The sequence below is a fragment of the Agarivorans sp. TSD2052 genome, assembly GCF_023238625.1.
GTDB lineage: Bacteria > Pseudomonadota > Gammaproteobacteria > Enterobacterales > Celerinatantimonadaceae > Agarivorans.
In genome coordinates this window covers 2,674,181-2,689,704 of sequence record NZ_CP096670.1, presented here as the reverse complement: position 1 = coordinate 2,689,704, position 15,524 = coordinate 2,674,181, and the positions used below count along the sequence as shown (strand labels likewise).

Below are 15,524 nucleotides of genomic sequence, written 5' to 3'. Positions count from 1 at the left end.
TATCGCTTTGTTTGTTCAATGGTTTTACCCATAAAGTTTTAATTATTGTTAGTCTTTACAAACGCTTACCCAATAGGTGTGAAGGTGTTTTGGCTTGCTAAACAGTCTTGTTGTATGGATACTGAACAAACTGTTTTAAAAGACATGGTGTTAAAAATACCAGCTGGAAGCTGTATTTTCGTGTACCTAAAGCAAACATCTTTCTCGATGGGGATATGTAATGGACTACTTATGGTTGCTGATTGCTTCAACCTTAGTGTTTTTAATGCAAGCAGGCTTTTTGTGTTTAGAAAGCGGCAAAATCCGCAGTAAAAACAGTATTAATGTCGCTGCGAAAAACATATCTGATTTTGTTATCGCTGCGCTTATTTATTGGGCGTTTGGCTTTGCGTTGATGTTTGGCGAGTCATCTAAGGGCTGGATAGGCCTGAGCGATTTTTTTGTGGGCGAGCAGCAATCGGCTTTCCAAGTTAGCTTTTTCCTATTTCAAATGATGTTTTGCGGTACTGCAGCAACGCTATTGTCGGGCGCGGTAGCTGAACGTATGTCCTTTATGGGCTACATCGCTGTATGTGTGATTATCAGCGCAGTTGTGTACCCGGTTGCTGGCCATTGGGCTTGGGCGTCGATATACATAAGCACAAACTTGGGCTGGTTGGAACGCTTAGGTTTTGTCGATTTTGCCGGCTCTACTGTGGTTCATTCTGTTGGCGGGTATGTCGCATTGGCAGCGGTACTGATTATAGGCCCAAGAATTGGTCGCTTTGATAGTGCTACATCTTTACCGGTAGGTAATAACTTACCGATGTCAGTGTTAGGTACCTTGCTTATTTGGTTGGGGTGGTTTGGTTTTAATGGTGGTAGCACTATATTGTTTAGTGACCAAATCCCTAGCATTATTCTTAATACCTGCTTAGCGGCCGCTGCTGGTGGGCTGATTAGTTCAGTCTGTCATTATTGGTGTAAACGTTATGTTGACGTGGGCTTTATCTTAAATGGTGTAATAGCCGGTTTGGTCTCTATCACAGCGGGTTGCCATGCCGTATCGCCAAAACAAGCCGTCATGATAGGCATGGTTGCTGGGGGGGTGTTATATGTTGGCACCCGTCTTATTGAACGCTGCAAAATAGATGATGCTTTAGGTGTTGTGCCTGCGCACTTGTTTGCTGGGATATGGGGGACTCTTGCTGTGGGTCTGTTTGCTAATTTAGACACCTTAGCTACGGGATTAACGCGTGTTGAACAAGTGACAGCACAGTTGTATGGCATTGGTGCAATTGGGGTGTATAGCTTTGGCTTAAGCTTTATATTGCTGTATACAGTGAATCATTTTTTCCCCTTAAGGGTATCGAGAGAAGATGAACTAAAAGGCATGAATGTCAGTGAACATAGAGCGTCCACCGAGCTGATTGATTTACTAAGTTCAATGAATAACCAACAACAACAAGGGCGCTTTTCTGAGCCCGTTCCGGTTGAGCCATTTACCGAAGTGGGACAAATAGCCACTCAATATAATCAAGTTATCGAACGAGTCAGCGTGGAAATATCCAAACGTGATAATGCCATAGATGACTTTCGTGCCAGTGAAAAAAGAAAAAGTGCCATTTTAGACTCGTCGATGGATTGCATCATTACCGTAGATCTATTGGGTGGGATTATCGAGTTTAACCCTGCCGCAGAGCGTACTTTTGGTTATCTAAAATCACAAGTTAGCGGCAAGAGCTTTATTCAGCTATTTATCTTAGAGCAAGACCAAGAGCAAGTAAAAGCTAGCCTACAACATCGGTTTTCTACTTCGCAAGGTTTGCTCCGCAACAGGCGAAACGCAATTACCCTGCACCGTAATTCTGGTGACCAGTTTCCTGCAGAAATTGTGATTACTGGGGCCAGCTTGGGCAGTGAGATAAAAAATGAGTTTACCTTACATATTCGTGATGTAACCCGCCAACTTAAACTGCAAGATAAGTTGAAACAACTCGCCTATAGTGACCCCTTAACAGGCTTGTATAATCGAACCTATTTGATGGGGCGTTTACAAGACGTTATTCAACGCGCTACCCATACAAATGAAGATATCGTTCTATTTTTTATGGACTTAGACCGTTTTAAGAAAATTAACGATACCCTAGGGCATAAGGCTGGAGATGAGTTGCTTTGTGAAGTGGCTAAACGTTTAATTAGTGTAACTAGAGCTACCGATGTTATAGCCCGTTGGGGCGGTGATGAATTTGTAGTGTTGTTTTCTGGAGCGGTAAGCATTGAGTTGGCAAGGTCTAAAGCCAACGAGGTTTTAACGGTGATGCGTGAGCCTTTAGAGCTTGAGGGTAGAATGATAAACATTCCTACCAGTATTGGTATTGCGCCAGCGGTTGTTGGCCAAACGACGAGTGAACAGCTAATTCAACATGCCGATATAGCGATGTATTACGCTAAGCAGCGGGGCCGAGACAACTTTCAAATTTTTGAAGCCGAAATGGCTCACAAGGCTGCCAGAAACTTCGATTACGAGCAAGAAATGGCCAAAGGAATAGAGTGCGGAGGACAGTTCTCTATGGTTTATCAGCCTAAAGTCACCGCTGATGGTGAGGTGGTTGGCTTGGAAGCCTTGATGCGCTGGTCTCACCCTAAAGAAGGGAGCATTTCGCCCAGTGAGTTTATTCCGTTAGCGGAAGAGTCTGATCTCGTGATCCAGTTGGGTCAGTTCGCTATCACTGAGGTGGTGATCTTGTTACAGCAATGGCAGCAGGAAAACATACGACAAGTGCCCATATCGGTGAATATATCCGGTAAACACTTGGTCTCAGGCCAGCTGGTGTCGTTTATACAAGAGCATTGTCATCGTTATGGGGTGAACCCCAGCCATTTGGAATTAGAAATAACCGAAGGGGTACTACTCACCGATATTGAACGCTGTATTGAAGTGATGTCGCAACTACAAGCCCTAAATATAAGAATTTCAGTAGACGATTTTGGTACCGGCTACTCTTCACTTAATTACTTAAAACGCTTACCCATTGATGTGCTTAAAATAGATCGTTCTTTTGTTGATGAATGTGCAACCACGATAGAAGATGCTCAAATCTGTTCTACTATTATTAACTTAGCTAATAACCTAGGCTTAAGCACCGTCGCTGAAGGCGTAGAAACTCAAGCGCAGTTAGATTTTCTGAACCGTAATGGCTGCCAAGTTTATCAAGGCTTCTTCTTTTCTAGGCCAGTGCAAGCAAATCAACTGAACCGTTTATTAGCTAAGCCTGAACCGCTGAGCCAAGCAATAATAAACTAGGTTGGCTGCGGGTAATCCTCTTAAATCCTATCAGCGATAGTGCTAGTGTCAGAAAAGTCCGCTGATGCGCACTGATCATGCTTAGCGAGACTTTAAACCTAGGCTGTTGCATTTTGCGAAATACGATTTTCTTTTCTGAAAAAGACGTCTTTTTTCATTCTTTGTTGTTTTAAGTTATTGTAATTAATCAATATTTTAATGGTGGCATAGATTTGGCTTTATAGGTCTTGATAATCAAGAATTGTGGAGCTAAATATGAATATGCAACTTACTACTTCAGACCTCGGTGACCTTACTGCATCTATTGACGGTAACTTTGATGCCAAGTCATGTGCAGAGCATAAAAACCAATTTGAAAATATTTGCCACAGTGCAGCTAGCAAGCTAGTGATTGTGAATATGCAGCAGGTTGATTTTCTGGACGCCTCAGGAGTGGGTGCCTTGGTATTTATGTTTAAACGTATCAAATCGGTGGGCGGCCGTTTAATTCTGGTGGGCGCCAAGCAACAGCCAAGAGATTTGCTCACTATGTTACGGGTAAACCACATCATTACCATGATGGATACCCTTCCTCGTCAAACTCAGCACGTTGACTCTTTAACGTCTATTGCCGCTTAAGTGGTATTCAAGGAGCCTATCATGCGTAGCATCATCATCAGCTTATTGTTATTAATGACCTCAGCGTGTAGCAGCTGGCCAGAGCAAGGGCGTGGCGGTTTTGCCGAGCATCAATTAGGTTTATTAGCATGGTTAGACGGCGATACGGGTACCGCTGACCTAAGAGAACTGGGTCCAGAGCATGGCCTGCATTTCGAGTCAGTATTAGTTAAACATCAATTAGATTTGTTAATCCTAGAAGGCGCCGAGTTATGTTTCCCTGCATCGGTCACTCAAGCGCGGATGCAACAGCAGCGAATAGTGCGTGAGTTAGAAGGGGGGTTAACCTTTGATGCTGCCAATGATCTTGAGATTCAACAACACTTTGTAAACATGTTAGAGCAGCGCCTTGATCGGGTTACCGAAAGTGGCGCCTGCCAAACTGATCGCCTAGGTCATATTCAATCTTCGCATTTGATGGTAAGCATTAGCGACGCCTTAAATAGTAATAACCAGTTTGCTTTTGATTCGAGTGAGCTGACTCCGGCATATAAAGATCAGCTCACTAATCTCACGCCGATTATTGCGGCCAGTAAAGTAGCGCTAATTATTACCGGTCATAGTGATAGTAAAGGTGATGACGAGTACAAACAGCGTTTGTCTCTAGCCAGAGCGCAAGCGGTTGCAGACTACATGACAGAACTTGGTATGAACGAACAGCAAATTAAATTGGCTGCTGTTGCTGACTCTCAACCCTATTCAGAAGGCGAAACCGATGCCATTCGTCACTCAAACCGCCGCGTCACTATTAGTGTTATCGACGCCGAAACCAACATTTTCGCTCAGCGCTTTGAAAGCGCACAGTAAGGAGCAAACCATGAGTACTTCAAAGCTTTGTAAATTTATCGTTGTAGCATGGATGTTTGTGGGCTTGGTAATGAGTATTGTGTTTAGCGTGACCGCGTCGGCAGCGAACCCACAAGTGCAAGCGGGCGATGTGATTAGAATTATCCTACCTGGTGAGGCGTCTTTAGACAAAAATTTTGAAGTGGACCGAAATGGTCGGCTGATATTGCCAGAAGTAGGCCCGATTATGGTGTCTGGTTTTACTGAGCAGCAAATGCAGGAAAAAATTAGACGCGAGCTATCTAAAGCGTATCGCGACTTAGCAGGCCTAAAAGTTCTGCTCGATGAGCGACGTATCCGGATTAGTGTATTAGGTTTTGTTGGCCAACCCGGTGAAGTAGTATTAGCCGAGGGTGCTGGCGTACAAATGGCTATTCAAGCTGCTGGAGGATTGCGCTCTGGGGCACAACTTGATCGCATGCAACTGCGCCGCGGCGATGATGAAACAGAAGTGTTCAATTACAAGCGTTACTTGGATTCCGGTGATTTAAAGGTACTGCCAAGGCTGGAGTCTTTGGATGTATTGTTTGTTCCAGCATCACCCAAGATAGGTAATGTAGCAGTAGATTTTGATCCTAAGGCGCTTAATGATAAAGGTGATGCCGCCGAAGATCGCACCGCTGTAAAAGTATTTGGTGAAGTGTATAACCCTGGCAGCTTTTCTTTTAAAGAGTCAGCGACATTGGTAGATATGTTGATGCGTGCCGGGGGCGTGACGCGTTATGCCAGTGTTGAACAAATTCGCGTTATTATTGATGGTGAGCCTAAGCTTTTCAATTTAAAGCGTTATCTGGACACTGGCGATAGCGATATGATGCCCCGCTTAACCGTTGGCACTACAGTTTTTGTGCCTAAGCAAGAAGAAGAGATTAAAGCCGGTGCTAACACCGTTTATGTAATGGGTGAAGTATTTAAACCTGGTGCTTATGAAGGTAATAAAAATGCTGGATTTTTAGATGTGTTAGCTAATTCGGGTGGCCCAACGCGGTTTGCTGAAACTCGTCAAATTAGAATTATTCGGGCAAGCGGTTCAGTAGAACGTTTTGATTTACAGTCTTTTACTGAAGGTCGCAGCGCCAAATTGCCAAAAATTGCCGCTGGCGACGCGATTTTCATCCCAGAAAAAACCGATTTAAATGAGAAATCATGGACCAAGGTTTCACCTAATCGTGCAGTAAAAGTCATGGGAGAGGTAAACCGTCCAGGCCGTTTTGAATGGGCCAACGAAATGAATCTCATGGATTTGTTAGCGCACGCTGGCGGCCCTAAACCTAACGCTGATATGGCGAAAATAACCGTATTATTTAGTGATGCAAACGGCAGTACTCGTTCGGTTAACTTTGACTTAAATGCGTATCTAAACGGCGAAATTAGTAATACACGTATGCCCCGTATCGTAGCTGGTACAACCATTATGGTGCCGCAATTGCCTGATGACCCAAGTGATAATAAATCTCAATGGGTGCGCCAGCGTTCAGAAGACTCTATTTATGTATTTGGTCAAGTAGTCGCCCCCGGCCGCTACCGCTTTGACCCCAGCATGCATTTCCTCGATATTCTTGCTGCAGCCGATGGCCCTTCGGAAAAAGCTGATATTAGCAATGTGCGAATCAGCCACCGTAATGGTAAACATGCGCAAGTCTCAAAATTAGATTTAGCGATGTATTTTGAAACGGGAGATGAATCTTTGTTACCTAATGTGGTTCCAGGGGATTCGATTTACATCCCTGAAAAAGACCGTAACTGGTTGTCAGAGAAAAAAGAACGCACTGTTCGAGTGTTAGGTTCAGTGAACAAACCTGGTCGTTACCGCTTTAACGATGATATGACGCTATTAGATTTGTTAGCTGAAGCCGGCGGTGTCGACAATGATGGATTTCCTGAAAAAATCACCGTGGTTAACTTATCTTGTTGTAAAGACCAAGCTCGTACGTTTAATTTGCTCGAGTTCTCTAAAACCGGTGACTTTGGCATGCTGCCGGTGATTAGAGCTGGTGACACGGTGTACATCCCATCACGTGAAGAGAGTGGTTGGCATAAGGCTCGCCAAGGTATGGAAGATGTATTCAGAATTGTAACAATTAGCGCACTGTTGGGGTTTTTATGATTAGTTTACCTTCGAATTACCAAGAGTTAGAGCGAGTGTATCAACGCTTACCAGTGGCACAAAGCTCTTGCATTGGAGTGAGTTCAGCACAACCGGAAGAAGGTGTGTCAACCCTTGTCGATGCCATAGCGAGGCGGGCCGCAGCGGCTAATCGCAGGGTATTGGTGGTCGATTTCAATCTGCATCACCCTCGACAATTCGATATACCGCTATTTGATTTAGGCTGGGATAAGGGAAAGGTACAAGGAGTGATTAAAGACCCTCACACTGGGATTGATTATTTACCTAGTCCAAACGACAAAGCTTCATTGCTTTCCCTTAAAGAGCCCGGAGTGATTGAGCAGTGGGTTGAGCAATGGAAAGAAAGCTATCAGTTGGTGTTGGTTGATACATCTGCGGTTAATCAAAACAATGGCGGTAATATCTCTGCTCAGCGAGCCTTATCAAGCTGTGATGCCAGCATTATAACCATGATGGCTGGGTTAACCTCACGGCCGGCTTTTGAATCGGCGATTGCTGACTTACGTACTGATGACGTGAGGCTGATTGGGGTTGTGATGAACGATCGCTTTAACCCTAGTTTGAAATCAGAATTATTGAGAGAAACCTCACGTATTACTGTTTTGTTTCCTCGTTTCAAGCGATATGTACAAAGAATACTTATTAACTCTCAACTACTTTCAATAAGGGTGTGATATGTTTTTTACTATACAAGCGTTAACTGGAGTAAGGAGCAAATTGAGCAAGCAAAAGCCGGATATTGAAATACTGGAGCTGAAAAGTAAAAAATACAAAGCTCGGCGAAGAACACAGATAAAGGCAACCCTGCTTATTGTCATCGCGCTACTGCTTATTTTTGTGGTTTTACAAGTGAAAGCAGCGCCAAAAATTTACACTTTTGGGGTGGTGCCTCAGCAATCGGCGACGCGTTTAGCTGTTCTATGGAGCCCTTTTTTGGATGCGCTTAGTGTTGAAAGCCATTACCAAGTGGAATTTAAAACCGCACCGAGTATTCCTGAATTTGAGAAGCGTTTAGCCAGTGGAGAATACGATTTTGCCTACATGAACCCTTATCATTATCAGGTCTATTCCGCGCATCCTGGTTATCGGGCATTTGCGAAATCTAAAGACAAACGACTAAATGGTATTATAGTGGTAAGAGCTGATAGTGATATTAATGTCACTAGTGTTCAGCAGCTCAATGACCAAACGTTAGCCTTTCCTGCACCTCGAGCGTTTGCCGCGAGCGTGGTGACTAGAGGGTATTTGACTCAACAAGGGGTCGACTTTACGCCCAAGTATGTGGGGTCTCATGATTCGGTTTACAGAGTGGTAGCGGCGGGTTTATATCCAGCTGGTGGCGGGATCCCTCGCACTTTTGCTAATAGCGATTCGACCATCACTGAGCAGCTAAAAGTGTTGTGGAAGTCGCCTGATTTTACACCTCATGCTATTGCTGCTCATCCAAGGGTGCCTGAAGCGGTGGTGCTCAGTGTGCAACGAGCAATGCTTGAAATGGACAGCAAACCAGAACAGCAAGTCTTATTGAAAGACTTAAATATGAAAGGTTTTGTATTAGCCAAAGACAAAGATTGGGATGATGTGAGGCAACTTAAAATAGGTGATACTCATCATTGACCAGCCTTGTTAACAAGGATGAATAGGCGCGATGAATCTTAGCTTTAAAGCGAAAACGGTAGTGGGTATAGCGCTGATAGAGTCAGTGCTTTTGGGCGTACTGGTTTATAGTAGTATTGGCTGGTTATATGACTCTAATGAGTTACAGGTCGAGCAACATGGCCGCATGATGTCTTCACTGTTTGCCTCTACAACTAAAAACGCCATTATTACTACCGATTTGGCGACTCTCGATAGCCTTACCGAAGAATTTTCTGCTCAGAAAGATGTCGCTTATGTCATCATTACTGACCAGAACCAGCGACTACTCTCTAAAGGTGGCACAGAGCCGCCCGCTAGCACTGAACAAAACGCCGACTTTGATAATGCGCACAAAATTTTTGAAACCGACACTGAAGTCATCATTGGCAACAAGCTATATGGTCACATACAAATTGGTATTTATGATCACGGTTTGCCTGCTTTAATTTCTGAGGCTAGCTCTTTTGGGGTGAGCATTGCTCTGTTAGAGATTACGTTAGTCGCGCTGTTTTCTTTTCTGTTAGGCACTTATTTAACTCGTCAGCTTGCTGGCCTTAGAGATGCTGCCAAAACCATTACTCAAGTCGGCCCTGGTTTTCAGCTCGCGGTAAAAGGCCGAGATGAAATATCGGAGGTATCTCGCGCCTTTAATAAAATGTCAGCGGCTTTAGAGCAATCGCATATTGAGTTTAGAGAAGCGATTGAAGGGCAAGAAAAGTTAGCGCTTGAGCTGGAGCAAAACCAATCTATCTTGAAAGCTACCATTAGCTCGGCCATGGATGCGGTAATTACTACCGATCGACATGGCTATGTGCTGGAGTTTAGCCAAAGTGCAGAGCGCATCTTTGGCTTTTCTCGAGATGAAATTGTTGGCCAAGAACTGGCTAGTTTTATTGTGCCTGAAGCCTTTAGAGAAATGCATCGAAATGGCATGCAGCATTATAGAGATACCGGTGAAGCTCCCGTACTAGGGCAACGACTTGAGCTACCCGCACTACACAAAGAGGGGCATGAGTTTTTATCTGAGTTGACCATAAGTTCGGTAGAGGTGGGGGATGATACAATCTTTACTGCCTTTATGCGGGATATCTCCGATAGAAAGCGTACTGAGCAAGAGTTGAAGCTGGCCGCAGAAGCGTTTGATGCCAATGAGGCTATTTTTATCACTAACCATAATGCTCAAATCGTGCGAGTTAATCACGCATTTACTCGAATAACCGGTTACACAGAAGCAGAAGCTATCGGTCAGAAACCTTCCATTTTAAGCTCAGGCGAGCACGGCAAAGACTTTTATGACGACATGTGGGACAGCCTTAGAGAGCGCGGCGAATGGTCAGGAGAAATTGTTAATCGACGTAAAAATGGTGACTTATTACCTGAGTGGCTAAGTGTTTCATCAGTCAAAGATAACGAGGGTAAGCTGAGCCATTATGTCGCTCATTTTACCGATTTAAGTGCCCAAAAAGCAGTTGAAAAATCACTTGAGCGCGCTAAGCATGATGCCGAAGCGGCTAGTCTGGCTAAAAGCCGGTTTTTAGCCAGTATGAGTCACGAGATTCGCACCCCACTAAACGCTATCATCAATATGTATCAAATTCTTAAAGAAACTGACCTTAGCCTTGAGCAACAAGGGTTTGTTGATACGGGTAATGAAGCAGGCCATACCTTAATGGCTTTAGTGAACAATGTGCTTGATTTTTCTAAAATTGAAGCAGGGCAACTTGAATTTAATAATGAGTGGTTTTCGGCATCAGAAACGCTTAATAGTATAGTCAAATTGTTTAGTACTTCCGCTCAGCAAAAAGCTTTGCAGTTTGAACTGCACATTGATGATGACATCTTGCCTGAGTACTTTGGAGAGCCGCTCCGCTTTAGACAAATTGTATTTAACCTGATGGGGAATGCGATTAAGTTTACCCAAGAAGGAGGGGTGACTTTAGCCTTAAGCTCCACCCATCCTTATGGTATCGAATTGTTAGTAAAAGACACGGGAATTGGGATTGAGAAGGAAGATAAAGAACGCCTTTTTGAGGAGTTTTTCCAAGTAGAAAGTGGTGTCAGTAAACGCTATTCTGGTACAGGCTTGGGTTTAGCCATTACTCGTCAATTGGTTGAGAAAATGGGGGGCGAGATTCATGTGGACAGTGAGGTAGGGCGGGGAACAACATTTACTGTTAAGTTTCCATTTAGAGGGCGACATGCCCCTGCAATTCAACTTGATGAGGCGTTCGAACAACCCGTGCCGAGTGACCGTTCGGCTAACAACGCAACCGTGTTGTTAGTGGAAGACAGCGCGATGAATCGGACGGTAGTCACCCAGGTGTTAAAGGATTTTGTTAAAGAGTTGAGTTGTGCTGAAAACGGTCAAATCGCCGTCGAACTTTGTGCTGAGAACCACTATGATGTCATCCTTATGGATATGGCGATGCCAGTTATGGATGGTTTATCTGCCACCCGAAATATTCGGGAAATGGAAGGGCCTAATCAACATACTCCGATCCTGGCGATGACCGCCAACGCCTTTGCCGAAGATAAGCAAGCCTGTTTTTCTGCAGGTATGAATGATTTTATCACCAAGCCTATCGACATTCCTTTACTTAGGGCTAAACTGGTTCAGTGGTTTAATGATAAACCACAAATATTAGCGCCAGTTCAACCTCGTTTAGGCAATGATGATGGATCTGAAGCTATCGAACTTAAAGATGAACAGATGCTTATCGCGTCATCTTCTTCAGACTTGGTGTCGGTTGAACCCGAACAAGATTTATCGTTGCTACTTGATAGGCAGGTACTGAATCAACTGGTTAAAGATGCTGGCACCGAAGCATTGCCATTAATGCTATCGTTGCTGTATCAAGAAACCGAGCAGCAGTTAAGCAGTATTCAGCATGCACATCAACGGCGGGCTTTTAATGATATAACGCTAGCCGCACATACCATGAAAGGAAACGTGGCGACCTTTGGCGGTGAACGTTTACGCAAATTAGCGTTGGTCATAGAGCTTGCAGGCAAAGCGTCTGACCTGAAGGCTTTAGATGAACAAATACCAAAATTAGCTAACACCGTAGAGCAAACTATTGCCGCGATTAAGCAGTTTGAAAAAACAGTAATAGCATAGCCTAGGGAGATACTATGGGAACTGAGTTAAAAGCCTCGGTGTTGTTGGTAGAGGACAGTGAAACATTAGCCGCTACCTATAAAGCGTATCTTAGTAAAGAAAACTTAAAGTTGGAACGTGTCGCCACTGGCGGTGCTGCCATCGAATTTTTGTCTAAGCAGTCACCACAAGTGATGCTACTGGACTTAAACCTTCCTGATATGGGAGGCATGCAAGTTCTAGAATGGATGGTGGAACGTAGCCTGCCTACCTCGGTGATTATTATTACCGCGTATGGTTCGGTAGATATAGCGGTTGATTCTATGCGTTTGGGCGTGGTTGATTTCATTGAGAAACCCTTCGATGCGAGCCGCTTAAAGGTAACCGTTAATAATGCGCTCAACTTACACAAACTCAAATCTCTAGTCGAAGACTACCAAGCTGACGCTGGTCGCGACAGTTTTCATGGTTTTATCGGTGCGAGCTTGTCGATGCAGAATGTTTACCGAATGATTGAAGCGGTAGCACCTAGCAAAGCCACAGTGTTTATTACCGGTGAAAGTGGCACTGGTAAAGAAGTGTGCGCTGAAGCAATTCACAAACAAGGAGGGCGTGCTGAAAAGCCGTTTGTTGCGATCAACTGCGGTGCGATACCTAAAGATCTAATGGAAAGCGAAATTTTTGGTCATGTTAAAGGCGCCTTTACCGGAGCGTCAGCACAGCGCGCAGGGGCCGCTTCACAGGCCCATGGCGGTACCTTGTTCTTAGATGAAATCGGCGAAATGGACATGGATTTGCAAACCAAGCTGTTACGTTTTGTGCAAACGGGGCGTTTTCAAAAGGTGGGTGGAAGCCAAGAAGAGCAGGTGGATGTACGCTTTTTATGCGCCACAAACCGCGACCCATGGGAGGAAGTGCAAGCAGGGCGTTTTAGAGAAGATCTTTATTATCGTTTATACGTTGTGCCGATCCATCTTCCCCCTTTACGCGAGCGCGGTTTAGATGTGCCAGGCATCGCTCAAAAGTTCTTACGTCGTTATGCCAAAGAAGAGGGGAAACAGTTTCGTCGTTTTTCTAGTCTTACCGCCACCGTGATGAGCAATTATGATTGGCCCGGTAATGTACGCCAATTACAGAATGTTATTCGTAACATCTGCGTATTACATGATGGAAAAGAGGTATTGGCCAGCCAGCTTCCCCCTCCTCTTAATGTACTTGTACCCGAAGGTACCATTGGCAAAGATGGTCGCCATGCAGAAGAGTTAGAGGACCTAAGCAATAATGCGCAACTCACCGGGACTAGCCAATATCAAATCCAACCTTTATGGATCACTGAAAAAGAGGCGATAGAGCATGCCATTGATCATTGTGATGGCAATATCCCCAAAGCCGCTGAGTTATTAGATGTAAGCCCTTCAACCATTTATCGTAAAAAACAAGCTTGGGAAGAGGCTGAAGTCTCATAAGCCCTATGGCGAGTAATCATCTGTAAATAACGCCCTTTAATAGGGCTTTTTTGTAGGTCTAACATGGTTAGCGTTAGGCTGATGAGTATGGCTGGTTTTTACTTTAAGCCTTGCTCTTTTCGAGAATACCTCACTGTGTCATCACCTATTTGCAACTTGCGAATGGGCGCTTATTTCATTCTTTACCTATCTAATAATTCATAAAAATCATATGGTTATATTTTTGGCCTGGCTTTTGCTGAGTAGGTGTAATTGGCACTGTCCCCTAAACGATAGGATTGATTATGAAACTATGGAAACCACTGGCTTTTGCCGTTATCTGCTCGCCGTTGAGTAGTTACGGTGCTGCATTTTCAAGTTGCCCCACTCAAGCATTTTTAGTTCAACAAAATGTCGCTCAGTTATTTGGTGTAAACCTCGCCACTGGTTTTTATCAAACATTATCTACCGATATGGGCACCAGCGGTAAGCTAAATGCTATTGGTTTTAACCTACATGATGACTACTTATATGCCTGGAGTTATCAGCATGGAACCTTAGCAAGAATCGGTAACGACTACCAAGTAGAGCCCTTAGCATTAAACTGGAATGGCATTGATAGCAATGTGAACTTCTATGTGGGTGATGTGGCAGTAGACAATAATGCCCACTATCTCTATAGCAGTGGCTCTTCGCGTGGCTTATATCGTGTTCCGCTTGATGAAGGTGCTCCTGATTATCTTCAAATGGAGAGGGTGGTTGATGGTAGTACGTTAAATCTACGCATCTTCGACATGGCGTTCCATCCAGATAATGGGATGTTATATAGCGTAGATAACCGAGGCATATTATGGAAAGTGAATCCCAGTACAGGGGCCAGTGAAAACTTAGCCAATGTGGGGCAAACCGGCACCTTTGGCGCCGTATATTTCGATGTAGACGGTAACTTGTATATAAGCCGTAATAACGATGGGCTAGTATTTCAAATTGATATTGCTCAAGCCCAGCCCACGGCTGAACTGTATGCTCAGGGGCCAGCTTCAAGCAATAACGATGGCGCGCGTTGTGCCATTGCACCGATTGTTGCTGTTGACGATGCCACGATTGATTTTGGTGATGCGCCTGATAGTTTTGGCACGTCTTTAGCCAGCAATGGAGCGAGGCATCAATTGGTGGAAGGTGGTATTCGCTTAGGCAGCTACGTCGATGGTGAAGCTGATGCTTATGTTTACCCCAAAAGTGATGACAGCTCGCGGCTATTTGATGATGAAGATGGCATAGCTTTTGTGACTGATGTGCAAGTAGGCTTAGACTTTGTGATTCAAGTTGATAGCTCGGCCAGCGGTTACTTGAGCGCCTGGATTGACCTGAACGGTAACGGTGTATTTGATCTAGACGAACAGCTTATCACTGACCAAGCCGTCGTCGCTGGGGTTCAATCATTGTTAGTGACGGTGCCTGAAGGCTACGAAAGTGGAGACCGTTGGGCGCGTTTTCGAATTAGCTCGGCGGGTGGCAATGCCGCAACGGGCGGTGCACCTGACGGTGAAGTGGAAGATGTTCAGATATATGTAGGTGACTCGGCAACGCAAGTGAGTTATTACCCCAGTGCCGATGGTTATGCCACCGTAGCGTTTGAAGACAATTGGCCAGCAGCTGGCGATTACGACCTCAACGACTTAGTGGTTAATTTGCAAACCAAAGTACTCAGCTTTAGCAATGGCGATGTCGCGCGTATTGAGTTACAAGGCGAAGTAAGAGCGGTGGGGGCTAGCTTCCATAATGGCTTTGCTATACGCATACCAGGTATTGATAAATCTTTGGTAGACAGCGCTGCCATTCGTTATGAAATCAACGGCGAGTTGCAGCCAAGTAGTGTGCTAGACGCGAATACTAGCGATATAACCGCCATTATTGCTAGTGATGTACGTGACTATATTAATGATCAAAACCAATGTGATTTTTATAAAACGCAAGCAGATTGTCGTGGCGTTGGTCAATTACATTTTAAAGTACTGTTACCGATGTTGGAGGGGCTAGCTTCAAGCTCATTACCCAGTGCTCCTTTTGATCCCTTTATTTATGCTACCGAGCATAGTCGAGCGCCTTATTTTGCAAGCTCTCCGGGTCGTGGCTTAGAAATCCACGTTAAGAATCAACTGCCTACAGCTATGGCTAGCGATAGCTTGTGGGGCAGCTTTGATGATGTCTCCAACCCGTCGGCGAGCAGTTACTACCAAAATGAAAATGGCTTACCTTGGGCAATCATAGTGCCTTACAACTGGCAGTATCCTTTTGAACGAATCAGCATTGGTGATGCCTATCCGCTGTTTTTGGAATATGCGCAAAGTGAAGGCCAAGAAAATAGCCAATGGTATCTATTAGAAAACGCTCGTAGCGATTTAATCTACCAAGAACAGGACTAAA

General features: G+C 44.6%; 9 protein-coding genes. All 9 read left to right on the top strand.

The genetic code is table 11. The features are described 5' to 3' along the window. Positions 1-220 precede the first annotated feature (220 nt). The 9 genes from amt (at position 221) to M0C34_RS12095 (ending at position 15,523) form a co-directional block, all read left to right on the top strand. Positions 221-3,286: an ammonium transporter gene (gene amt, locus M0C34_RS12135; RefSeq protein WP_248711951.1), complete on the top strand. Its 3,066-nt coding sequence runs from the start codon at positions 221-223 to the stop codon at positions 3,284-3,286. 255 nt (positions 3,287-3,541) lie between these two features. Next, the gene (locus M0C34_RS12130; RefSeq protein WP_248711950.1) at positions 3,542-3,904 is read left to right on the top strand and encodes an STAS domain-containing protein; all 363 of its coding nucleotides are present in this window, start codon (positions 3,542-3,544) and stop codon (positions 3,902-3,904) included. 21 nt (positions 3,905-3,925) lie between these two features. Beyond that, positions 3,926-4,750, top strand: coding sequence for an OmpA family protein (locus M0C34_RS12125; RefSeq protein WP_248711949.1), 825 nt, complete (start codon positions 3,926-3,928; stop codon positions 4,748-4,750). A 10-nt stretch (positions 4,751-4,760) separates the two neighbouring features. Further along, on the top strand, positions 4,761-6,896 hold the full coding sequence (locus M0C34_RS12120; RefSeq protein ID WP_248711948.1) for an SLBB domain-containing protein: 2,136 nt from the start codon (positions 4,761-4,763) through the stop codon (positions 6,894-6,896). After that, on the top strand, positions 6,893-7,591 hold the full coding sequence (locus M0C34_RS12115) for a P-loop NTPase family protein (protein WP_248711947.1): 699 nt from the start codon (positions 6,893-6,895) through the stop codon (positions 7,589-7,591). The genes M0C34_RS12120 and M0C34_RS12115 overlap by 4 nt, the downstream gene beginning before the upstream one ends. A 43-nt stretch (positions 7,592-7,634) precedes the next feature. After that, on the top strand, positions 7,635-8,534 hold the full coding sequence (locus tag M0C34_RS12110) for a phosphate/phosphite/phosphonate ABC transporter substrate-binding protein (RefSeq protein ID WP_248711946.1): 900 nt from the start codon (positions 7,635-7,637) through the stop codon (positions 8,532-8,534). Between the two features lie 31 nt (positions 8,535-8,565). Continuing rightward, positions 8,566-11,673 (top strand): PAS domain S-box protein, encoded by a 3,108-nt coding sequence (locus tag M0C34_RS12105; protein WP_248711945.1) that lies wholly within the window; start codon positions 8,566-8,568, stop codon positions 11,671-11,673. Between the two features lie 14 nt (positions 11,674-11,687). Next, a complete protein-coding gene (locus M0C34_RS12100) occupies positions 11,688-13,118 on the top strand; it encodes a sigma-54-dependent transcriptional regulator (protein ID WP_248711944.1) in 1,431 nt (476 codons plus the stop codon). 284 nt (positions 13,119-13,402) lie between these two features. After that, positions 13,403-15,523: an LruC domain-containing protein gene (locus M0C34_RS12095; protein ID WP_248711943.1), complete on the top strand. Its 2,121-nt coding sequence runs from the start codon at positions 13,403-13,405 to the stop codon at positions 15,521-15,523. Position 15,524: the final 1 nt, after the last annotated feature.

Coding starts and splice junctions, on each gene's coding strand:
- M0C34_RS12100 (WP_248711944.1), top strand. CDS start 11,688: ATGGGAACTGAGTTAAAAGCCTCGGTGTTGTTGGTAGAGGACAGTGAA.
- M0C34_RS12105 (WP_248711945.1), top strand. CDS start 8,566: ATGAATCTTAGCTTTAAAGCGAAAACGGTAGTGGGTATAGCGCTGATA.
- amt (WP_248711951.1), top strand. CDS start 221: ATGGACTACTTATGGTTGCTGATTGCTTCAACCTTAGTGTTTTTAATG.
- M0C34_RS12115 (WP_248711947.1), top strand. CDS start 6,893: ATGATTAGTTTACCTTCGAATTACCAAGAGTTAGAGCGAGTGTATCAA.
- M0C34_RS12120 (WP_248711948.1), top strand. CDS start 4,761: ATGAGTACTTCAAAGCTTTGTAAATTTATCGTTGTAGCATGGATGTTT.
- M0C34_RS12125 (WP_248711949.1), top strand. CDS start 3,926: ATGCGTAGCATCATCATCAGCTTATTGTTATTAATGACCTCAGCGTGT.
- M0C34_RS12130 (WP_248711950.1), top strand. CDS start 3,542: ATGAATATGCAACTTACTACTTCAGACCTCGGTGACCTTACTGCATCT.
- M0C34_RS12095 (WP_248711943.1), top strand. CDS start 13,403: ATGAAACTATGGAAACCACTGGCTTTTGCCGTTATCTGCTCGCCGTTG.